The sequence below is a fragment of the Brucella tritici genome, from assembly GCF_008932285.1.
GTDB classification, from domain to species: domain Bacteria; phylum Pseudomonadota; class Alphaproteobacteria; order Rhizobiales; family Rhizobiaceae; genus Brucella; species Brucella tritici.
Genome location: NZ_WBVY01000001.1, coordinates 682,196 through 702,868, shown reverse-complemented (window position 1 = coordinate 702,868; position 20,673 = coordinate 682,196). Strand labels below are relative to the sequence as shown.

Genomic DNA, 20,673 nt, shown 5'->3' with positions numbered 1-20,673 from the left:
TCGCTTTGGAGCGAGCGTTCCCGCGTAACAAGGAACAGATGAAATGAACGGTCAAAACATCCGCATTCGCCTTAAGGCGTTTGATCATCGGATCCTTGACGCTTCGACGCGGGAAATCGTGTCGACTGCCAAGCGTACCGGTGCAAATGTGCGCGGACCGATCCCGCTTCCAACGCGGATCGAAAAGTTCACAGTTAACCGGTCGCCGCACATCGACAAGAAGAGCCGCGAGCAGTTCGAGATGCGCACGCACAAGCGTCTTCTCGATATCGTTGACCCGACCCCGCAGACGGTGGACGCGCTGATGAAGCTCGATCTTTCCGCCGGTGTCGATGTCGAGATCAAGCTTTAATCGGCTTGAGGACGGAAGGAACGAACCCGATGCGTTCAGGTGTTATTGCACAGAAGCTGGGCATGACCCGCGTCTATAACGACGCCGGCGAGCATGTGCCGGTGACGGTTCTCCGCATGGAGAATTGCCACGTGGTAGCTCAGCGTACAGTTGAAAAGAACGGTTACACGGCTGTTCAGCTTGGCGTTGGACTTGCCAAGGTAAAGAACACGTCCAAGGCTATGCGCGGTCATTTCGCGAAGGCCGAGGTCGAGCCGAAGGCGAAGGTCGCGGAATTCCGCGTTTCGCCGGACAACCTCCTCGAAGTCGGCGCTGAAATCACCGCCGAACACTTCGTCGCCGGCCAGAAGGTCGACGTGACGGGTACTTCGATTGGTAAGGGCTTTGCTGGTGTTATGAAGCGTCATAACTTCGCCGGTCATCGCGCTTCCCATGGTAACTCCATTACCCACCGCGCTCACGGCTCGACCGGTCAGCGTCAGGACCCGGGTAAGGTGTTCAAGGGCAAGAAGATGGCTGGTCACATGGGCCAGACCCGCGTAACCACGCAGAATATTGAAGTTGTCTCGACGGACAGCGATCGCGGCCTCATTCTGGTTCGCGGTGCGGTTCCGGGCTCCAAGGGCGCCTGGATCATCGTGCGCGACGCGGTAAAGGTCTCGCTGCCTGAGAACGCGCCGAAGCCGGCCGCTCTGCGTGCAGGTGCCGCGAAGGCTGAAGCTGTCGCGACTGAGGGAGCCGAATAATGGATCTCACGATTACCACTCTTGAAGGCAAGGATGCCGGCAAGGTCAAGCTGAACGAAGAAATCTTCGGCCTCGACCCGCGTGACGACATTCTTCAGCGCGTTGTGCGCTGGCAGCTGGCTCGCCGCCAGCAGGGCTCCCATAAGGCTCAGGGCCGTGGCGACGTAAGCCGCACCGGCGCCAAGATGTACAAGCAGAAGGGTACGGGCCGCGCTCGTCACCATTCCGCTCGCGCTCCGCAGTTCCGCGGCGGTGGTCAGGCTCATGGACCGGTTGTCCGTTCGCACGATCACGATCTGCCGAAGAAGGTTCGCGCTCTTGGCCTGCGTCATGCCCTGTCTGCAAAGGCAAAGGCATCTGACCTGATCATCATCGATGATCTGGCTGCAACGGAAGCCAAGACGAAGCAGCTTGTTTCGCAGTTCGCCAAGCTCGGTCTTGAAAATGCACTCGTCATCGGCGGTGCAGAGATCGACGTGAACTTCCAGCGCGCGGCTTCGAACATCCCGAACATCGACGTTCTGCCGGTGCAGGGGATCAATGTTTACGACATTCTTCGCCGCGGCAAGCTCGTTCTTTCCAAGGCGGCTGTCGAAGCCCTTGAGGAGCGTTTCAAATGACTGATCTTCGCCATTACGACGTGATCGTCAGCCCGGTTATCACCGAGAAGTCCACCATGGTTTCCGAACACAACCAGGTTGTCTTCAACGTAGCCCGCAAGGCAACGAAGCCGGAAATCAAGGCTGCAGTCGAAGCGCTGTTCGGCGTCAAGGTTACCGCAGTCAACACTGCAGTGCGCAAGGGTAAGGTCAAGCGGTTCCGCGGCCTTATCGGGCGCCAGAGCGACGTCAAGAAAGCGATCGTTACTTTGGCCGAAGGCCAGAGCATCGACGTTTCGACCGGTCTCTGAGAGGCCATGGAGTAAGAGACAATGGCACTCAAGCATTTTAATCCGATCACGCCAGGCCAGCGTCAGCTGGTCATCGTGGACCGTTCGGAACTCTACAAGGGCAAGCCGGTCAAGTCCCTGACCGAAGGTCTGTCCAAGAAGGGTGGCCGCAACAACACCGGTCGTATCACTGTTCGCTTTCAGGGCGGCGGTCACAAGCGTTCGTACCGTTTCATCGACTTCAAGCGTCGCAAGCTTGACGTCGTCGGCACCGTCGAGCGTCTGGAATACGATCCGAACCGCACCGCGTTCATCGCGCTGATCCGTTACGAAGACGGCGAACTGGCATACATCCTGGCACCGCAGCGTCTTGCTGTTGGCGACAAGGTTGTTGCAGGCAATGCTGTCGATGTGAAGCCGGGCAACGCAATGCCGCTCGCTTCCATGCCGGTTGGCACGATCATTCACAATGTCGAGCTGAAGCCGGGCAAGGGCGGTCAGATCGCTCGTTCGGCTGGCACCTACGCCCAGCTCGTCGGTCGCGATCAGGGCATGGCCATTCTGCGCCTCAACTCTGGCGAACAGCGTCTGGTTCCAGGTGCCTGCTTCGCTTCGGTCGGCGCAGTATCCAACCCGGACCACGGCAATATCAATGACGGCAAGGCCGGTCGTTCGGTATGGCGTGGCAAGCGCCCGCACGTTCGCGGCGTTGCAATGAACCCGGTCGATCACCCGCATGGTGGTGGTGAAGGTCGTACTTCGGGTGGTCGTCACCCTGTTACTCCGTGGGGCAAGCCTACGAAGGGCAAGAAGACGCGTTCGAACAAGTCGACCGACAAGTTCATCATGCGTTCGCGCCATCAGCGCAAGAAGTAAGAGAGGTAGTCTAAAGTGGCTCGTTCAGTTTGGAAAGGTCCGTTTGTCGACGGCTATCTTCTCAAGAAGGCTGAGAAGGTACGCGAAGGCGGTCGTAATGAAGTTATCAAGATGTGGAGCCGCCGCTCCACCATCCTGCCGCAGTTTGTCGGTCTGACTTTCGGCGTCTACAACGGCAACAAGCATGTGCCGGTGTCGGTTTCGGAAGAAATGGTCGGACACAAGTTCGGTGAATTCGCGCCTACGCGTACCTATTACGGTCACGGCGCGGACAAGAAGTCGAAGAGGAAGTAACGATGGGCAAGGCTAAAGCTCCCCGTCAGCTCAAGGACAACGAAGCGCAAGCTGTTGCCCGTACGCTGCGCGTCAGCCCGCAGAAGCTGAACCTTGTTGCGAGCATGATTCGCGGCAAGAAGGTGAATGCGGCACTTGCCGATCTGACGTTCTCGCGCAAGCGGATCGCCGATACGGTTAAGAAGACGCTCCAGTCCGCAATTGCGAACGCAGAAAACAACCATGACCTCGACGTCGATTCTCTGATCGTCGCCGAAGCCTATGTTGGCAAGTCGATCGTCATGAAGCGCTTCCACGTCCGTGGTCGTGGCCGTGCAAGCCGTATCGAGAAGCCGTTTTCGCATCTCACCATTGTTGTCCGCGAAGTCGCGGAAAAAGGGGAGGCCGCATAATGGGTCAGAAGATTAATCCGATCGGTCTTCGTCTCGGCATCAACCGCACCTGGGATTCGCGTTGGTACGCGAATACCGGTGAGTACGGCAAGCTGCTGCATGAAGATGTCAAGATCCGCGAATTCCTCACCGAGGAACTGAAGCAGGCTGCGATCTCCAAGATCGTGATCGAGCGTCCGCACAAGAAGTGCCGCGTGACGATCCATTCGGCTCGTCCGGGCATCATCATCGGCAAGAAGGGTGCAGATATCGAAAAGCTCCGCAAGAAGCTTTCCGAGATGACCAATGCCGATACGTCGCTCAACATCGTTGAAGTTCGCAAGCCGGAAATCGACGCTACGCTGATCGCTCAGTCGATCGCTCAGCAGCTCGAACGCCGTGTGGCATTCCGTCGCGCCATGAAGCGTGCTGTTCAGTCGGCAATGCGTCTTGGAGCCGAAGGTATCCGTATCAACTGCTCGGGTCGTCTGGGTGGCGCGGAAATCGCTCGCATGGAATGGTACCGTGAAGGTCGCGTTCCGCTTCATACGCTTCGCGCCGATATCGACTACGGCACGGCAGAAGCGAAGACCGCTTATGGTATCTGCGGCGTGAAGGTTTGGGTCTTCAAGGGCGAGATCCTTGAACACGATCCGATGGCTTCCGAGCGTCGTGCGGTCGAGGGTGACAATCAGGGTTCCTCGTCGAACCGCCGCCGCGAAAACGCTTAAAAAGCGGGCCGCGGGCGAGAAATTTGGAGTAGAGAACAATGATGCAGCCTAAGCGCACCAAGTTCCGCAAGCAGTTCAAGGGCCGTATTCACGGCAACTCGAAAGGCGGCACGGATCTGAATTTCGGTGCATTCGGTTTGAAGGCCGTTGAGCCGGAACGCGTCACTGCACGTCAGATCGAAGCGGCCCGCCGCGCGATCACCCGTCACATGAAGCGTGCCGGTCGCGTGTGGATCCGCATCTTCCCTGACCTGCCAGTTACGTCGAAGCCTACCGAAGTCCGTATGGGTAAAGGTAAGGGTTCGGTTGACTACTGGGCATGCCGTGTGGCACCAGGTCGCGTGATGTTTGAGCTTGACGGCGTACCCGAAGATGTGGCACGCGAAGCCCTCAGACTCGGCGCAGCAAAGTTGCCGATCAAGACGCGCTTTATCCAGCGCATTGCTGAATAAGAGAGAGGCAACTATGAAAGCCGCAGACGTTCGGGCGAAGAGCCTCGATCAACTGAATGACGAGCTGGGCACCCTGAAGAAAGAGCAGTTCAATCTGCGCTTTCAGAAGGCCACCGGCCAGCTCGAAAAAACCGCGCGCGTGAAGCAGGTTCGCCGCGACATCGCGCGTATTAAGACTATTGCCCGCCAGAAGGCGGCCGCAAGCAAGGCATAAGGAAGAATATAATGCCTAAACGCGTTCTGCAGGGCGTTGTCGTCAGCGACAAGAATGACAAGACTGTTGTGGTCAAGGTTGAGCGCCGCTATTCGCATCCGCTCCTCCAGAAGACCGTGCGTCAGTCTAAGAAGTACAAGGCGCATGACGAAAACAACCAGTTCAAGGTTGGTGATCTCGTTTCCATTCAGGAATCGGCTCCAATCTCGAAGGACAAACGCTGGGTCGTTCTGACGAACGAAGCAGCAGGCTAAATTATAAACACGCAGCTTAGGTAGGGCAGGAGCCCTTAACCAGCTGAGAGGAAAGAAGGCGGCCAGTCATGATTCAGATGCAAACAAACCTCGACGTGGCGGATAACTCCGGCGCACGTCGTGTCATGTGCATCAAGGTGCTGGGCGGCTCGAAGCGGCGTTACGCTTCCGTTGGCGACATCATTGTGGTGTCGATCAAGGAAGCTATTCCGCGCGGCCGCGTCAAAAAGGGTGACGTGATGAAGGCGGTTGTTGTACGCACCGCCAAGGACATCCGTCGTCCGGACGGCAGCGTTATTCGTTTCGATAACAATGCAGCCGTTCTCATCGATAACAAGAAAGAGCCGATCGGCACGCGTATCTTCGGACCGGTTCCGCGCGAACTCCGCGCAAAGAACCACATGAAGATCATCTCGCTGGCCCCGGAAGTTCTGTAAGGAAGCAAGACGATGCAGAAGATTCGCAAAGGCGACAGCGTTGTCGTGCTGTCCGGTAAGGACAAGGGCCGTAAAGGCGAAGTTCTCAAGGTTATGCCAAAGGACGAGCAGGCGCTCGTTCGCGGTATCAACATTGTGAAGCGTCATCAGCGTCAGACCCAGACCCAGGAAGCCGGCATTATCTCCAAGGAAGCGCCGATTCACCTGTCCAACCTGGCAATTGCTGACCCCAAGGACGGCAAGCCGACCCGCGTCGGTTTCCGCGTCGAGGACGGCAAGAAGGTTCGTGTCGCAAAACGTTCTGGAGCGCTGATCGATGGCTGAAGCTAAGGCACTTCCCCGCTTCAAGAAGCTTTACAATGAGAACATTCGTAAGGCTCTGCTTGAAGAATTCAAATACGACAACGAGATGCAGATTCCGCGCATCACGAAGGTTGTCCTCAACATGGGCGTTGGCGAAGCCACTGGCGACTCCAAGAAGCCGGCTGTAGCTGCTGAAGACCTTGGCTTGATTGCTGGTCAAAAGGCTGTTATCACCCGCGCCCGTAACTCGATCGCAACGTTCAAGTTGCGTGAAGGCATGCCGATCGGCACGAAGGTTACCCTTCGCCAGGATCGCATGTACGAATTCCTTGATCGTTTTATCACGATCGCTCTTCCTCGCGTTCGCGACTTCCGCGGCCTGAACCCGAAGAGCTTTGACGGACGTGGCAACTATGCCATGGGCATCAAGGAGCACATCGTGTTTCCGGAAATCAACTACGATAAGGTTGATCAGATCTGGGGCATGGACATCATCGTTTGCACGACCGCCAAGACGGATGATGAAGCGCGCGCTCTTCTGCGTGCATTCAACTTCCCCTTCCGGCAGTAACGGCAAGCGTAGCGAGGTATATTAATATGGCCAAGACTAGCGCAGTCGAAAAAAACAAGCGCCGCGAAAAGTTGGTTAAGCGTCATGCTGATAAGCGTGCACGTCTGAAGGCGATCGTAATGGATCAGGGCCTTCCGCTGGAGGAGCGCTTCCGCGCCACTATCCGGCTTGCCGAACTGCCGCGCAATTCATCGAAGGTTCGTATTCGCAATCGTTGCGAAGTTTCGGGCCGTCCGCGTGGTTATTACCGTAAACTGAAGATGTCGCGTATTGCGCTCCGTCAGTTGGGTTCGCTCGGTCAGATCCCGGGCATCGTCAAGTCGAGCTGGTAAGGAGTAGCATATGTCTGTGTCAGATCCTATCGGCGACATGCTGACCCGTATTCGTAACGCAGTAGGCCGCAAGAAGACGAAGGTTACGACCCCGGCTTCCAAGCTGCGCGCTCGCGTTCTTGATGTCCTTCAGTCCGAAGGCTACATCCGCGGATACACGCAGAGTGAATTCGTGAACGGCAAGGCCGAGATCGAAATCGAACTGAAGTACTACGAAGGTGTTCCGGTTATCCGTGAGATCAGCCGCGTATCGAAGCCTGGCCGTCGCGTTTACGTATCGGTCAAGTCGATCCCGCAGGTCGCGAACGGCCTCGGCATCTCGATCCTCTCCACGCCGAAGGGCGTGATGGCGGATCATGAAGCCCGTGAACAAAACGTTGGTGGTGAGCTGCTCTGCCGCATCTTCTGATGCGGTTGACAGCGAACAGATAAAAGACAGGTATTAAAATGTCTCGTATCGGTAAAAAACCCGTGCCGGTCCCGGCAGGCGTGACCGCCAGTGTTGATGGGCAGATCGTCAAGGCCAAGGGCGCGAAGGGTGAACTCTCCTTCGTCGTGCACGATGAAGTTCTGGTCAAGATGGAAGACGGCGCTGTCAGCGTCGATCCGCGCGACCAGTCGAAGGAAGCTCGTTCGAAGTGGGGCATGTCCCGCACGATGATCTCCAACATTTTTGTTGGCGTGAAGGACGGCTTCGAAAAGAAGCTCGAAATCAGCGGCGTCGGTTACCGCGCTGCCATGCAGGGCAAGAATCTGCAGCTTTCGCTCGGCTTCAGCCACGAAGTGGTCTACGACGTGCCTGCCGGCATTACTGTTGCCGTTCCGAAGCCGACGGAAATCGTCGTCACCGGTATCGACAAGCAGCAGGTCGGTCAGGTCGCGGCTGAGATCCGCGAATATCGCGGCCCCGAGCCTTACAAGGGCAAGGGCGTCAAGTATGCTGGCGAGAAGATCGTCCGCAAAGAAGGCAAGAAGAAGTAAGGGAAGCGCGTCATGGCATCGCCAAAAGAAACTTTGCAGCGTCGCGCTGCTCGTGTACGCCGTCAGGTCAAGGCTGTTGCAAACGGCCGTCCGCGTCTCAGCGTGCACCGCTCTTCCAAGAACATCTACGTTCAGGTTATCGACGACGTTCGCGGTGTTACCATCGCAGCTGCTTCGACCCTGGATGGCGACCTGAAGGGCAAGCTCAAGACCGGCGCCGACTCCGCAGCAGCAGCTGCAGTTGGCAAGCTGGTTGCCGAGCGTGCCGTTAAAGCAGGCGTCAGCGAAGTAGTGTTCGACCGTGGTGCATTCATTTACCACGGCCGCGTGAAGGCTCTCGCCGAAGCTGCCCGCGAAGGCGGACTGAGCTTCTAATAGCATTTTGTGCTTCCGGAAAAGAAAAAGGAAATCAGGATATGGCACAGAGAGAACGTAACCGCGAAGATCGCGGCCGTGAGGAGCGCGACAGCGAATTCGTCGATAAGCTCGTTCACATCAACCGTGTTGCTAAGGTCGTCAAGGGCGGCCGTCGCTTCGGTTTTGCTGCGCTCGTCGTTGTTGGCGACCAGAAGGGCCGCGTAGGCTTCGGTCATGGCAAGGCTCGTGAAGTGCCGGAAGCTATCCGTAAGGCTACGGAAGCTGCCAAGCGCGACATGATCTTCGTACCGCTGCGTTCGGGCCGTACGCTGCATCACGATGTTGAAGGCCGTCACGGCGCTGGCAAGGTTCTGCTTCGCGCAGCTCCAGCTGGTAAGGGTATCATCGCCGGTGGTCCGATGCGTGCAGTGTTCGAAACGCTCGGCGTTCAGGACGTTGTTGCCAAGTCGCTCGGTTCGTCGAACCCTTACAACATGGTTCGTGCGACGTTCGATGCTCTGACGCATCAGATGCATCCGAAGGACATCGCTGCACAGCGCGGCATCAAGTACTCGACCCTTCAGGCTCGCCGCCATGATGTGGTCGGTTCGGAAGAATAGCCGATAGTTTGTGTTAGTCCGGGGCCACGCAGTTCCAGCAAAAGTGTGAAGCGGTTTTGCGTTTGGAACTGCGAATTAAATGGCCACCGGATACGCCATAGACAAGGGATTTGAGTGATGGCTGAGAAGAAGGGCAAGACGGTTACGGTCGAGCAGATCGGAAGCCCAATCCGTCGTCCAGCCGAGCAGCGCGCAACGCTGATCGGTCTGGGTCTTAATAAAATGCACCGCCGCAGCACGCTGGAAGATACTCCGGCAGTTCGTGGCATGATCGCCAAGCTTCCACACCTCGTTCGAGTTGTGGACGAGGCGTGATAGCGCAGGGAGATAGAGATATGAAACTCAACGATCTGCGTGACAAGCCAGGTTCTGTCAAGGCGCGCAAGCGCGTTGGCCGTGGTATCGGTTCGGGCACCGGCAAGACCGGTGGTCGTGGTGTCAAGGGTCAGAAGTCCCGTTCGGGCGTCGCGATCAATGGCTTTGAAGGCGGCCAGATGCCAATCTACCGCCGTCTGCCGAAGCGCGGCTTCACCAACATCTTCGCAAAGAGCTTCAACGTTGTATCGCTTGGCCGTATTCAGGCAGCTATCGATGCAGGCAAGCTCGACGCCAAGGCTGTTGTGAACCTCGATTCGCTGAAGGCTGCTGGCGTGATTCGTCGTGCCAAGGACGGCGTTCGCATCCTTTCGGACGGCGAACTGAAGGCAAAGGTTGCTTTCGAGGTAGCCGGTGCTTCCAAGGCCGCGGTCGAAAAGATCGAAAAGGCTGGCGGTAGCATCAAGCTTCCTGAAGCCGCTGCCGAATAAGGCTTCGATACAAAAATAAAAAGCGGCGGCCTTAGTGCCGCCGCTTGCACATTTATGCCAATGCGCATATCTGGGTAGGGTCTTTTTAGTCTCGAGGCGCGACCGCTATAGATTGCGCTGACGGGGGCGGAGGACCGGAGACTTTTCACCGGAGAAATTTAATGGCATCGGCTGCTGAACAGCTAGTTTCCAATCTCAATTTTTCGGCTTTCTCGAAGGCAGAAGAACTCAAGAAGCGCATCTGGTTCACGCTGGGTGCTTTGCTCGTATACCGGTTCGGCACCTATATTCCGCTTCCCGGCATCAATCCTGACGCGCTTGCGCAGGCTTTCCAGCAGCATAGCCAGGGTGTGCTCGGACTTTTCAACATGTTCGCCGGTGGCGCCGTTGGTCGTATGGCCATTTTCGCGCTCGGCATCATGCCTTATATCTCTGCCTCCATTATCGTGCAGCTCATGACGTCCGTTGTGCCGTCGCTTGAAGCGCTGAAGAAGGAAGGCGAGGCGGGTCGCAAGATCATCAATCAGTACACGCGTTACGGCACGGTGCTCCTGGCACTTGTGCAGGCCTACGCGATTTCGGTCGGTTTGCAGTCCGGTAATGGAATTGTCACGAATCCGGGTCCGTTCTTCATCGTTTCGTCGGTGATCACCCTTGTCGGTGGCACGATGTTCCTGATGTGGCTCGGCGAGCAGATCACAGCGCGCGGTATCGGCAACGGTATCTCGCTGATCATCTTCTCCGGTATCGTGGCCAACCTTCCGCACGCTATTTCCGGTACGCTGGAACTTGGTCGTACCGGCGCGCTGTCGACGGGGCTTATTCTGGGCGTTATCATTCTTGCCGTCGTGCTGATTGCGGTCATCGTTTTCGTTGAACGTGCACAGCGGCGCCTTCTGATCCAGTATCCGAAGCGTCAGGTCGGCAACCGCATGTTCCAGGGCGATACGTCGCATCTGCCGCTGAAGCTCAATACCGCAGGCGTCATTCCTCCGATTTTTGCCTCGTCGCTGCTGCTTTTGCCCGCGACTGTTGCAGGCTTCGCCAACACGACGGAAATGCCTGCCTGGGCAACCACCATTCTCAATGCACTTGGTCATGGTCAGCCGCTTTACATGCTGTTCTATGCTGCATTGATGGCATTCTTCTGCTTCTTCTACACGGCCATTGTGTTCAATCCCAAGGACACCGCTGACCAGCTCAAGAAGCATTCCGGCTTTATTCCGGGCATTCGTCCGGGTGAGCGTACCGCCGAATACATAGACTATGTGCTGACACGCATCACTGTTGTCGGCGCTATCTATATCGTGCTTGTCTGTCTCCTGCCGGAATTCCTGATTTCCGCAACCGGTGTGCCGTTCTATCTTGGTGGCACTTCGCTGCTGATCGTTGTGAGCGTGACGCTCGACACGGTTGCGCAAATTCAGGGGCATCTGATCGCCCATCAGTATGAAGGGCTGATCAAGAAGTCCAAACTCAGAGGTGGGAAACGCAATAAATGAGACTGATACTTCTTGGGCCGCCCGGAGCAGGTAAGGGGACGCAGGCTGGACTTCTTACCAAGAAGCATGGAATTCCTCAGCTTTCGACCGGCGACATGCTGCGTGCAGCGGTCGCCCAGCAGAGCGAGATCGGGAAGCGCGCCAAGGCCGTGATGGATGCCGGGCAACTGGTTTCCGACGAGATCGTGAACCAGATCGTATCGGAGCGCATTGATGCTCCAGATTGCGCGAACGGTTTCATCCTCGACGGTTATCCGCGCACGGTTCCCCAGGCTCAGGCTCTGGGAACCATGCTGGCGGGAAAGGGCCTCAAGCTTGATGCAGTCATTGAGCTGAAGGTTGACGAGAATGCTCTGGTCAAGCGGATGGAGAGCCGCGTGGCTGAAACGATTGCCAAGGGTGGTCAGGTCCGTTCGGACGACAATCCAGAAGCTTTCCGCAAGCGTCTCGTCGAATATCGCGAAAAGACTTCGCCGCTTTCGAGCTATTATGCCGGGACAGGTGAGCTACGCGTCATCAACGGTATGGCGCCGGTTGAAGAAGTTACTGCCGAAATCGAGAGAATTCTGGTTCCGGCATGAAAATAGACGGGGCTTGCAGAAGCCTCATTCCATTACGGGCAGGGAAAGCGTGAAGCGTTTTCTGCCCGTTTATTGCTTCCAGAAGTCAGCTTAGTTGTCTGTCAGGTCGGTTTGATGGCTTTACGGACAGTTAAGAGTTGACTTTTTCGGGCGATTCCGTCAAAGACTGCGCCACTTCAACTGGTTTTGAATGGCGGGTATCGGCGGAAATCGAAAGAGGCCGGTACCGGTCGTTTAATGCTGTCTGGTTGATCGCATCTGCCAGATGGAAATTTTTATAACTCAAGGAGAACAGACGTGGCACGTATCGCTGGCGTCAACATCCCGACGAACAAGCGCGTTGTTATTGCGCTTCAGTACATCCACGGGATCGGACCGAAATTTGCTCGGGAAATCGTAACGAAGGTCGGCATTGCTGACGATCGTCGCGTTAACCAGCTGTCGGATGCTGAAGTCCTTCAGATCCGCGAAGCAATCGATGCTGACTACCAGGTCGAAGGTGACCTGCGTCGTGAAGTTTCGATGAACATCAAGCGCCTGATGGACCTGGGCTGCTACCGCGGTCTGCGTCATCGTCGTTCGCTGCCGGTTCGCGGCCAGCGCACGCACACCAACGCACGTACCCGTAAGGGTCCGGCGAAGGCAATCGCAGGCAAGAAGAAGTAATTTCGACGGGACATATGTTCCGTCGGGCCTTTCCGGTGCGCCGGTTGGGTTTGATGCTGGTCCTTTCTTGAGGACCGGTGTAGCCGCTGGAATTACGGCGGTGTAGAGATCGATTGAAAGGACTGTCATGGCCAAGGAAGCCACGCGCGTTCGCCGTCGCGAGCGTAAAAACATCTCGTCGGGCGTTGCCCACGTAAATTCGACGTTCAACAACACCATGATCACCATCACGGATGCTCAGGGCAATGCGATTGCCTGGTCGTCTGCCGGTGCTCAGGGTTTCAAGGGTTCGCGTAAGTCGACCCCGTTCGCCGCTCAGATCGCTGCTGAAGATTGCGCCAAGAAGGCACAGGAACACGGCATGCGCTCCCTCGAAGTCGAGGTTTGCGGACCGGGCTCTGGCCGTGAATCTGCGCTGCGCGCCCTTCAGGCTGCCGGCTTTGTGATCACGTCGATCCGCGATGTTACGCCGATCCCGCACAACGGTTGCCGTCCGCGCAAGAAGCGCCGGGTCTAATCCTCGTTCACATGCCGTACGAGCCTCGGGCTTTTCAAGTTCGGGGCTCCTCTGCGGTTTCTACACTTGATCGCTACGATAGGATGGTAGCGACGATTGATAGAGGGATACTTACATGATCCAGAAGAACTGGCAGGAACTCATCAAGCCGAACAAGGTGGAATTCATCACCAACGGCTCCCGCACGCATGCAACCGTCGTTGCTGAACCGCTGGAACGCGGCTTTGGTCTGACGCTCGGTAATGCTTTGCGTCGCGTGCTTCTGTCGTCGCTTCGCGGCGCTGCCGTGACCGCCATTCAGATTGATGGCGTTCTGCATGAATTCTCTTCGATCCCGGGCGTCCGCGAAGACGTTACGGATATCGTTCTGAACGTCAAGGAAATCGCCATCCGTATGGAAGGCGAGGGCCCGAAGCGCATGGTCGTCCGCAAGGAAGGCCCAGGCGTTGTTACGGCTGGCGATATTCAGACTGTCGGCGATGTCGAGATTCTCAACCCGGATCACGTCATCTGCACGCTGGATGAAGGCGCTGAAATCCGTATGGAATTCACCGTCAACACCGGCAAGGGCTATGTGCCTGCCGACCGCAACCGCGCAGAAGATGCTCCGATCGGGCTTATCCCGGTTGACAGCCTCTACTCTCCGGTTCGCAAGGTGTCGTACAAGATCGAGAACACCCGTGAAGGTCAGGTTCTCGATTATGACAAGCTGACGCTGAACATCGAGACAAACGGCTCGGTCAGCGGTGAAGACGCAGTGGCATATGCTGCTCGTATTCTCCAGGACCAGCTGGCGATCTTCGTCAACTTCGAAGAGCCTCAGAAGGAAGCTCCGCAGGAACAGGTTGCGGAACTGGCTTTCAACCCGGCTCTGCTCAAGAAGGTGGACGAACTCGAACTGTCCGTCCGTTCGGCAAACTGCCTGAAGAACGACAACATCGTCTACATCGGCGATCTGATCCAGAAGACGGAAGCCGAGATGCTGCGGACTCCGAATTTCGGCCGCAAGTCGCTCAACGAGATCAAGGAAGTTCTGGCATCGATGGGTCTCCATCTCGGTATGGAAATCCCGTCCTGGCCGCCGGAAAATATCGAAGATCTCGCAAAGCGCTACGAAGACCAATATTAAGACCGGTAATCCGGCTAGAACTAATTAAGGAGAAGGCTCATGCGTCACGGTAACGGATACCGTAAGCTGAACCGCACTGCCTCGCACCGCAAGGCGATGTTCGCCAACATGGCTGCTTCGCTTATCGAACACGAGCAGATTGTGACGACGCTTCCTAAGGCTAAGGAAATTCGCCCGATCGTTGAAAAGCTTGTCACGCTTGGCAAGCGCGGCGATCTGCATGCTCGCCGTCAGGCTATCTCGGCTATTCGCGACGTCAAGCTCGTCGCAAAGCTGTTCGATACGCTGGCTGCTCGCTATGCAACCCGCAACGGCGGCTATATCCGCATCATGAAGGCTGGCTTCCGCGCTGGCGACAATGCGCCTCTGGCAGTTGTTGAATTCGTGGAACGCGATGTCGATGCAAAGGGCAAGGCTGACCGCGCCCGCGTCGAAGCCGAACAGGCTGCGGAAGCAGACGCAGCATAATCTGCACTGTTTCTGACTATTGAAAAGGGCCGCCTTGTGCGGCCCTTTTTCTTTGCGCAGGCCGTTTTTCCAGTCGTTCGGGCGCAGGCGTTTCACGAAAAATTGCCGGTTTGCTGTCCAAGGTCACAATGTGGCCCTTTATCCTTGCCCTCAGTTGACTACATTCAAGACCGAGTCTTGCATGCTTTCCCGAAAGCGGCAGTAAGCTTGATAAGCGCGGAGTATGTGCATGAATTGGCGACGTTTAGGTATATTGGGTCTTGTAGTGGCGTCGGTCGGGCTGGCAGTGCCGTTCGCTATGGCGCAGGATGCGCCTGCAACGCCCCCCAGGGAAGTGCCGCTCAGCCGCGGTGATATGCAACTTTCCTTCGCTCCTCTCGTGAAAGAGACGACGCCGGCCGTTGTCAATGTCTATGCGGCGCGACAGGTGCAGGCCCGGGCACAGTCGCCATTTGCGGGCGATCCGTTCTTCGAGCAGTTTTTTGGGCGGCAGTTCGGGGAAAGCAAGCCGCGCATACAACAATCGCTCGGTTCCGGCGTGATCGTCGATAGTTCTGGTATTGTCGTGACGAACAATCACGTCATCAAGGACGCTGACGAAATCAAGGTCGCCTTGTCAGATGGGCGGGAGTTTGAAAGCAAGCTGCTTCTGCGAGATGAAACCACGGACCTCGCTGTGCTGAAAATCGAAGCCAAGGACAAGTTTCCGGTGTTGGGTCTTGGTAACTCCGACGAAGTCGAAGTCGGTGATCTGGTGCTCGCCATCGGTAACCCGTTCGGCGTCGGGCAGACCGTGACGAGCGGTATCGTATCGGCGCAATCCCGCACACAGGTTGGCATTTCCGATTTCGATTTCTTCATCCAGACAGATGCTGCCATCAATCCGGGTAATTCGGGTGGCGCATTGATCGACATGCGCGGACGCCTGATCGGTATCAACACTGCGATCTATTCGCGCTCTGGTGGCTCGGTGGGTATTGGCTTTGCTATTCCGTCCAATATGGTTCGCGCCGTTATAGAAGCTGCGCAGAATGGCAGCAAAAGTTTCGAACGCCCTTATATCGGTGCGACGTTCCAGGGCGTGACCTCCGATCTTGCCGAAGGGCTTGGAATGGAAAAGCCTTATGGGGCTTTGATTACAGCCGTTGCAAAAGGCGGCCCTGCGGAATCGGCAGGACTGAAGATCGGCGATGTGGTCCTATCCATTCAGGGCGTTCGCGTCGATAATCAGGATGTGCTTGGTTATCGCCTTTCGACTGCGGGCATCGGAAACACTGTGTCGGTCGAAATCATGAGGGATGGAAAGAACCAGACCATCCCGGTGAAGCTCTCCAAAGCGCCTGAAGTCAAGGAAACTGCACCACAGGTAATTAAGGGCGATAATCCTTTCGCCGGTGCCGCTGTCCTTGTGCTGACGCCGTCCACGGCTACAAAACTGCGACTCAAGAGTGATAGCCATGGCGTAGTCATCGTGGACGTCTATTCCGGTTCGCCGGCGGCAAGGCTCGGATTACGCCCTGGCGACATTGTTCGCAGCATCAACGGGAATCCTATCCGCTCCGTGGAGGATATGACTGCGGTTCTGGGTGGGGGACGTGGTCTCGGCTGGCGGCTTGAGGTGGAACGCAACGGAACGCTGTTGCGTCAGTTTGTGCGTTAAAACTATCGGTCAGTATATCGCCAAAAGTTGCATGCCGCTTCGGGTCGCATTATGCCTGAAGCGGCATTAGTCTTTTGATAGAGCGAATGAAATGAGCGACCTTTTCTCAGCAGCGGCAGACCCGAACGCGGACCGCAACCGGCCGCTTGCTGATCGCCTGCGTCCGAAGCATTTGTCGGAAGTAACCGGTCAGGAACATCTGACCGGGCCCGAAGGTGTGCTGACACGCATGATTGCGTCCGGTTCGCTCGGCTCCATGATCTTCTGGGGGCCTCCCGGTACCGGCAAGACGACCGTTGCGCGCCTGCTTGCAGGGGAGACCGATCTGGCGTTTGAGCAGATTTCGGCGATTTTCTCCGGCGTTGCCGATCTCAAGAAGGTCTTTGAATCGGCCCGCGCGCGACGCATGTCGGGACGCCAGACACTGCTTTTCGTAGACGAAATTCATCGCTTCAATCGTGCACAGCAGGATTCGTTTCTGCCGGTCATGGAAGACGGCACCGTTATCCTGATCGGCGCCACGACGGAAAACCCGTCTTTTGAGCTCAATGCGGCTCTTTTGTCCCGGGCGAGGGTGCTGACTTTCCATCCTCACGACGGCGAGAGCATTGCAACGCTTCTGACCCGTGCCGAAGAGCAGGAAGAACGTTCCCTGCCACTGGACGAGGAAGCGCGGGCAAGCCTTGTTCGCATGGCAGACGGCGATGGACGCGCGGCGCTGACGCTTGCCGAAGAAGTATGGCGCGCGGCACGTCCCGATGAAGTGTTTACCGCTGAAAAGCTGCAGGATGTCGTGCAACGCCGTGCCCCGGTTTATGATAAGGGGCAGGACGGACATTATAATCTGATCTCGGCGCTGCATAAGTCGGTGCGGGGATCGGACCCCGACGCGGCGCTTTATTATCTTTCCCGTATGTTTGATGCAGGTGAAGACCCGTTATATCTCGGGCGGCGGCTTGTGCGCATGGCCGTTGAAGATATCGGCTTGGCTGACCCGCAAGCACTGGTTATCTGCAACGCTGCCAAGGATGCCTACGACTATCTCGGTTCTCCGGAAGGTGAACTGGCGCTGGCGCAAGCCTGTGTCTATCTTGCGACGGCTCCGAAATCGAACGCTGTCTATGTGGCTTATAAAGCGTCGATGCGCGCGGCCAAGGAAAACGGTTCCCTGCTGCCGCCGAAGCATATTCTCAACGCACCGACCAAGCTCATGAAGAATGAGGGTTATGGGGAAGGCTATGCCTATGACCATGACCAGCCAGACGCGTTTTCAGGACAGGATTATTTTCCGGAAAGCATGGGCAGGCAGAAGTTCTACGATCCGCCGGAGCGGGGCTTTGAGCGGGATATCCGCAAGCGCCTCGAATACTGGGCGCGTTTGCGACAGGAGCGTCAGGGGCGCCGTTGAAGTTTGAAGCGGTTCTGTTTCAGCGGAAACCCTCCAAGCATGGTTTTCAGGCAGTTTCGACCGTTGAAAACGCGCTATCCCCATAGTTATCCACATTCATCCACAATTTGGGCCGCTGTCATATTGGCAGCGGCTTTTGCTTTGCTGCTTCACGCGGGTTTGAAGGCCTCGGGAACACGTGACCCATCGTTAGAAAGGTCTTCTTAATCTTTACATTTTATCAATCTTTGCAAAGAGACGAGGTTTTCCATGATGCGCGTTTTGTTTCTCGTCGCGCTCGTGATCCTAGGAGGCTGCGCGACCGCCCCACGGCAGGTCAACAATGTATGTGCGGTCTTCGATCAACGCGACGGTTGGTTCAATAACTGGCAGACGGCTGCCACGCGGGTTTCGCGCGAGTTCGGTGTGCCGGTTCCGGTTCTGATGGCCACAATCTATACCGAATCCGGCTTCCAGCCCTATGCTCGCCCGCCACGGACCAAGATTCTCTGGATTATCCCGTGGAAGCGGGCCTCCAGCGCCTATGGTTATTCGCAGGCGCTGAATGGCACCTGGGATCGTTACAAGCGGGAAACGGGTCGGTGGACGGCATCGCGCACCAATTTTGCGGACGCTATCCATTTCATTGGCTGGTATCACTATCAAAGCTATCTGAAGAACGGCATCAATCGCGCCGATGCCTACAGTCTTTATCTCGCTTACTATTCGGGCCATGGCGGTTATGCACGTGGTGCCTGGCGCGGGAATGCCACGGCGCTCAACGGCGCAAAACGGGCCCAATCCATGGCCAATCGTTACGCCACGCAGTTGCGCAGTTGCGGAGGCATCGGCTAAAAAGCAACAGACCGGATTCAGTCTCGCATTTGAGACACCATCCGGCCTTAATCGCTACTATCATGCGAGCGGATTCGCTAATTGAGGATGACCATTTCATGCTGAAGAAGATCGGTATTGCCCTTTTCGCCGCCACATTTCTGGCAGGCTGCACCACCGACCCCTATACCGGGGAACAGAAGATGTCGAACACTGCGGGCGGTGCTGCGATTGGCGCGGCCGTGGGCGCCCTCGGTGGCCTGATGGTCGGCGGTTCCAGCCGCGCGCAGCGCAATGCCGTTCTGATTGGTGCCGGTATCGGTGCACTCGGCGGTGGTGCAATCGGCAATTACATGGATCGTCAGGAAAATGAGCTCCGCGCACAGTTGCAGGGTACCGGGGTTTCCGTGACCCGTAACGGCGACCAGATCATCCTGAATATGCCGTCCAGCATCACTTTTGATACCGATCAGGATCAGGTGAAGAGCCAGTTCTATCCGACGCTTAATTCGGTCGCGATTGTGCTGCGCAAGTTCAACCAGACGCTCGTGGACGTTTATGGCCATACCGATTCGACCGGCAGCGTCAGCCACAATCAGGCTCTTTCGCAGCGCCGTGCCGCTTCGGTCGCAAGCTATCTGGGTTCGCAGGGTATTGATCCGCGTCGCTTCGCCGTTATTGGCTATGGTGCGAGCCAGCCAGTTGCCACTAACGCAACACCGGAAGGCCGTGCACAGAACCGTCGCGTGGAAATCCAGATCTCGCCGCTTCGCGCCGCAAGCTGATTCCCTTTCCGGGTTAATAGGCTTCAAAAAACGCAGTTCTTCGAAAGAAGGGCTGCGTTTTTCTTTGTCTTTCCGAATCGGCAGGAGGGCAGTTTGGTTTGAAATAAGTTAATTCGTGGATAGTTCGATTATTTTCGTGTTCGCTGATGTTAGAGAACGATTATAGAACAAAAATACGGAATTGTTTATATTCAATAGGTTAGCGTCATTGCCAAATGAGAACAAAACAGATACAAATAGATAGTGGCAACGAGCCTGCCGGGCTTCTAGCGAGACAAGAGGATGGTGTAAGATGTCTCAGAATTCATTGCGACTTGTTGAGGAAAATTCAGTGGACAAGACTAAGGCTCTCGATGCGGCGCTGTCGCAAATCGAAAGGGCGTTCGGTAAGGGCTCGATCATGCGCCTGGGGAAAAATGCCCCGGTTATAGAGATCGAAACCGTTCCGACCGGCTCGCTTTCTCTGGACATCGCGCTGGGTGTCGGCGGCTTGCCCAAGGGACGTATTGTTGAGATTTACGGACCGGAAAGTTCCGGTAAGACGACACTCGCGCTGCATACAATCGCGGAAGCACAGAAGAAGGGTGGTATCTGTGCGTTCGTCGATGCGGAACATGCGCTTGATCCTGTCTATGCACGCAAGCTGGGTGTAGATCTGGAAAATCTGCTGATTTCGCAGCCGGATACGGGCGAACAGGCACTTGAAATCACTGACACGCTTGTGCGTTCGGGCGCTATCGACGTTCTCGTCGTTGACTCCGTCGCCGCCTTGACGCCGCGTGCAGAAATCGAAGGCGAAATGGGTGACTCCTTGCCAGGCCTTCAGGCTCGTCTCATGAGCCAGGCGCTGCGCAAGCTGACCGCATCTATCTCGCGTTCGAATTGCATGGTGATCTTCATCAACCAGATTCGTATGAAGATCGGCGTGATGTTCGGTTCGCCGGAAACAACGACCGGCGGTAACGCCCTCAAGTTCTATGCTTCGGTTCGTCTCGATATTCGCCGTATCGGTTCTATCAAGGAACGTGACGAGGTTGTTGGCAACCAGACCCGCGTGAAGGTCGTCAAGAATAAGCTTGCGCCTCCGTTCAAGCAGGTCGAATTCGACATCATGTATGGTGCTGGCGTTTCCAAGACCGGTGAGTTGGTTGATCTTGGCGTGAAAGCCGGTGTCGTCGAGAAGTCCGGTGCATGGTTCTCGTATAATTCCCAGCGACTGGGGCAGGGCCGTGAAAACGCCAAGCAATATCTCAAGGACAATCCTGAAGTGGCCCGTGAGATCGAGACGACGCTTCGTCAGAATGCCGGTCTGATTGCCGAACAGTTCCTCGAAGATGGCGGACCGGAAGATGACGCAGGCGACGCTGCCGAAATGTAAGATAGACAGCATCGAATGAATTAACAAAGCCCTGTGCAATTGCACGGGGCTTTTGTTTTTGCGACGAGATGTTTTTGCGGACGGGCAGAGCTGATTTTCTGCCTGCATTTATCGTCATTCGGCAGAAATTGCTTTTATGGCGCAGCGTACTTATCTGGACAGAAAAGCAAGGCACCGTTA

General features: G+C 56.3%; 32 protein-coding genes. All 32 read left to right on the top strand.

Annotation, left to right across the window (positions count from 1 at the left end; translation table 11 throughout):
- The first annotated feature begins 43 nt into the window (after nt 1–43).
- The 32 genes from rpsJ to recA all read left to right on the top strand — a co-directional run bounded on the left by rpsJ (nt 44) and on the right by recA (nt 20,493).
- Entirely contained in the window at nt 44–352 is a 309-nt protein-coding gene (gene rpsJ / locus F9K94_RS03520) for a 30S ribosomal protein S10 (protein WP_002964363.1), read from the top strand.
- A 29-nt stretch (nt 353–381) separates the two neighbouring features.
- Nucleotides 382–1,098: a 50S ribosomal protein L3 gene (rplC, locus tag F9K94_RS03515; RefSeq protein WP_012091910.1), complete on the top strand. Its 717-nt coding sequence runs from the start codon at nt 382–384 to the stop codon at nt 1,096–1,098.
- The gene (gene rplD, locus F9K94_RS03510) at nt 1,098–1,718 is read left to right on the top strand and encodes a 50S ribosomal protein L4 (RefSeq protein ID WP_010659915.1); all 621 of its coding nucleotides are present in this window, start codon (nt 1,098–1,100) and stop codon (nt 1,716–1,718) included. Before rplC ends, rplD begins: the two co-directional genes overlap by 1 nt.
- Nucleotides 1,715–2,008 (top strand): 50S ribosomal protein L23, encoded by a 294-nt coding sequence (locus F9K94_RS03505; RefSeq protein WP_006467028.1) that lies wholly within the window; start codon nt 1,715–1,717, stop codon nt 2,006–2,008. The genes rplD and F9K94_RS03505 overlap by 4 nt, the downstream gene beginning before the upstream one ends.
- A gap of 21 nt (nt 2,009–2,029) precedes the next feature.
- Entirely contained in the window at nt 2,030–2,863 is an 834-nt protein-coding gene (rplB, locus tag F9K94_RS03500) for a 50S ribosomal protein L2 (protein ID WP_061346155.1), read from the top strand.
- Nucleotides 2,864–2,878: 15 nt separating this feature from the next.
- Nucleotides 2,879–3,157: a 30S ribosomal protein S19 gene (gene rpsS, locus F9K94_RS03495; protein ID WP_006467026.1), complete on the top strand. Its 279-nt coding sequence runs from the start codon at nt 2,879–2,881 to the stop codon at nt 3,155–3,157.
- Between the two features lie 2 nt (nt 3,158–3,159).
- Nucleotides 3,160–3,549 (top strand): 50S ribosomal protein L22, encoded by a 390-nt coding sequence (gene rplV / locus F9K94_RS03490; RefSeq protein WP_010659918.1) that lies wholly within the window; start codon nt 3,160–3,162, stop codon nt 3,547–3,549.
- Nucleotides 3,549–4,259, top strand: a complete 711-nt coding sequence (rpsC, locus tag F9K94_RS03485; RefSeq protein ID WP_006467024.1) for a 30S ribosomal protein S3 — start codon at nt 3,549–3,551, stop codon at nt 4,257–4,259. Before rplV ends, rpsC begins: the two co-directional genes overlap by 1 nt.
- A gap of 38 nt (nt 4,260–4,297) precedes the next feature.
- Nucleotides 4,298–4,711, top strand: coding sequence for a 50S ribosomal protein L16 (gene rplP, locus F9K94_RS03480; RefSeq protein WP_006467023.1), 414 nt, complete (start codon nt 4,298–4,300; stop codon nt 4,709–4,711).
- A 13-nt stretch (nt 4,712–4,724) separates the two neighbouring features.
- Nucleotides 4,725–4,925 carry a 50S ribosomal protein L29 gene (gene rpmC, locus F9K94_RS03475; protein WP_006467022.1) on the top strand — a complete coding sequence of 67 codons (201 nt, stop codon included), beginning with the start codon at nt 4,725–4,727 and terminating at the stop codon, nt 4,923–4,925.
- Between the two features lie 11 nt (nt 4,926–4,936).
- Nucleotides 4,937–5,179 carry a 30S ribosomal protein S17 gene (gene rpsQ / locus F9K94_RS03470; protein ID WP_010659919.1) on the top strand — a complete coding sequence of 81 codons (243 nt, stop codon included), beginning with the start codon at nt 4,937–4,939 and terminating at the stop codon, nt 5,177–5,179.
- 68 nt (nt 5,180–5,247) lie between these two features.
- Nucleotides 5,248–5,616 carry a 50S ribosomal protein L14 gene (gene rplN, locus F9K94_RS03465; protein ID WP_004683923.1) on the top strand — a complete coding sequence of 123 codons (369 nt, stop codon included), beginning with the start codon at nt 5,248–5,250 and terminating at the stop codon, nt 5,614–5,616.
- Between the two features lie 12 nt (nt 5,617–5,628).
- Entirely contained in the window at nt 5,629–5,940 is a 312-nt protein-coding gene (gene rplX / locus F9K94_RS03460) for a 50S ribosomal protein L24 (RefSeq protein ID WP_006467020.1), read from the top strand.
- Nucleotides 5,933–6,490 carry a 50S ribosomal protein L5 gene (gene rplE, locus F9K94_RS03455; protein WP_010659921.1) on the top strand — a complete coding sequence of 186 codons (558 nt, stop codon included), beginning with the start codon at nt 5,933–5,935 and terminating at the stop codon, nt 6,488–6,490. Before rplX ends, rplE begins: the two co-directional genes overlap by 8 nt.
- A 26-nt stretch (nt 6,491–6,516) precedes the next feature.
- Entirely contained in the window at nt 6,517–6,822 is a 306-nt protein-coding gene (gene rpsN, locus F9K94_RS03450) for a 30S ribosomal protein S14 (protein ID WP_010659922.1), read from the top strand.
- A 10-nt stretch (nt 6,823–6,832) separates the two neighbouring features.
- Complete coding sequence (gene rpsH / locus F9K94_RS03445; protein WP_006467014.1) at nt 6,833–7,231, top strand: 30S ribosomal protein S8; 399 nt, start codon at nt 6,833–6,835, stop codon at nt 7,229–7,231.
- A gap of 38 nt (nt 7,232–7,269) precedes the next feature.
- Nucleotides 7,270–7,803 (top strand): 50S ribosomal protein L6, encoded by a 534-nt coding sequence (gene rplF, locus F9K94_RS03440; RefSeq protein ID WP_010659923.1) that lies wholly within the window; start codon nt 7,270–7,272, stop codon nt 7,801–7,803.
- 12 nt (nt 7,804–7,815) lie between these two features.
- A complete protein-coding gene (rplR, locus tag F9K94_RS03435) occupies nt 7,816–8,178 on the top strand; it encodes a 50S ribosomal protein L18 (protein ID WP_010659924.1) in 363 nt (120 codons plus the stop codon).
- Between the two features lie 41 nt (nt 8,179–8,219).
- On the top strand, nt 8,220–8,780 hold the full coding sequence (gene rpsE / locus F9K94_RS03430) for a 30S ribosomal protein S5 (RefSeq protein ID WP_151643671.1): 561 nt from the start codon (nt 8,220–8,222) through the stop codon (nt 8,778–8,780).
- Between the two features lie 117 nt (nt 8,781–8,897).
- Nucleotides 8,898–9,095 (top strand): 50S ribosomal protein L30, encoded by a 198-nt coding sequence (gene rpmD, locus F9K94_RS03425; protein ID WP_002967737.1) that lies wholly within the window; start codon nt 8,898–8,900, stop codon nt 9,093–9,095.
- A 20-nt stretch (nt 9,096–9,115) separates the two neighbouring features.
- Nucleotides 9,116–9,586 carry a 50S ribosomal protein L15 gene (rplO, locus tag F9K94_RS03420; protein ID WP_061346156.1) on the top strand — a complete coding sequence of 157 codons (471 nt, stop codon included), beginning with the start codon at nt 9,116–9,118 and terminating at the stop codon, nt 9,584–9,586.
- Between the two features lie 161 nt (nt 9,587–9,747).
- Nucleotides 9,748–11,088, top strand: coding sequence for a preprotein translocase subunit SecY (gene secY, locus F9K94_RS03415; RefSeq protein ID WP_061346157.1), 1,341 nt, complete (start codon nt 9,748–9,750; stop codon nt 11,086–11,088).
- Nucleotides 11,085–11,669: an adenylate kinase gene (locus tag F9K94_RS03410; protein WP_010659927.1), complete on the top strand. Its 585-nt coding sequence runs from the start codon at nt 11,085–11,087 to the stop codon at nt 11,667–11,669. Before secY ends, F9K94_RS03410 begins: the two co-directional genes overlap by 4 nt.
- Nucleotides 11,670–11,966: 297 nt before the next feature.
- Entirely contained in the window at nt 11,967–12,335 is a 369-nt protein-coding gene (gene rpsM, locus F9K94_RS03405) for a 30S ribosomal protein S13 (RefSeq protein WP_006467002.1), read from the top strand.
- Nucleotides 12,336–12,462: 127 nt separating this feature from the next.
- Entirely contained in the window at nt 12,463–12,852 is a 390-nt protein-coding gene (gene rpsK, locus F9K94_RS03400) for a 30S ribosomal protein S11 (RefSeq protein ID WP_002964339.1), read from the top strand.
- A gap of 115 nt (nt 12,853–12,967) precedes the next feature.
- Nucleotides 12,968–13,981: a DNA-directed RNA polymerase subunit alpha gene (locus F9K94_RS03395; RefSeq protein WP_061346158.1), complete on the top strand. Its 1,014-nt coding sequence runs from the start codon at nt 12,968–12,970 to the stop codon at nt 13,979–13,981.
- A 39-nt stretch (nt 13,982–14,020) separates the two neighbouring features.
- Nucleotides 14,021–14,449, top strand: coding sequence for a 50S ribosomal protein L17 (rplQ, locus tag F9K94_RS03390; protein ID WP_006467000.1), 429 nt, complete (start codon nt 14,021–14,023; stop codon nt 14,447–14,449).
- 229 nt (nt 14,450–14,678) lie between these two features.
- Entirely contained in the window at nt 14,679–16,109 is a 1,431-nt protein-coding gene (locus F9K94_RS03385) for a DegQ family serine endoprotease (protein ID WP_151643669.1), read from the top strand.
- A gap of 91 nt (nt 16,110–16,200) precedes the next feature.
- Nucleotides 16,201–17,517, top strand: a complete 1,317-nt coding sequence (locus F9K94_RS03380) for a replication-associated recombination protein A (RefSeq protein WP_151643667.1) — start codon at nt 16,201–16,203, stop codon at nt 17,515–17,517.
- Between the two features lie 249 nt (nt 17,518–17,766).
- Nucleotides 17,767–18,351 carry a transglycosylase SLT domain-containing protein gene (locus tag F9K94_RS03375; protein ID WP_061346161.1) on the top strand — a complete coding sequence of 195 codons (585 nt, stop codon included), beginning with the start codon at nt 17,767–17,769 and terminating at the stop codon, nt 18,349–18,351.
- A gap of 98 nt (nt 18,352–18,449) precedes the next feature.
- Nucleotides 18,450–19,115, top strand: coding sequence for an OmpA family protein (locus tag F9K94_RS03370; RefSeq protein ID WP_010659932.1), 666 nt, complete (start codon nt 18,450–18,452; stop codon nt 19,113–19,115).
- Between the two features lie 292 nt (nt 19,116–19,407).
- Nucleotides 19,408–20,493 carry a recombinase RecA gene (gene recA, locus F9K94_RS03365; protein WP_012091915.1) on the top strand — a complete coding sequence of 362 codons (1,086 nt, stop codon included), beginning with the start codon at nt 19,408–19,410 and terminating at the stop codon, nt 20,491–20,493.
- Nucleotides 20,494–20,673 lie beyond the last annotated feature (180 nt).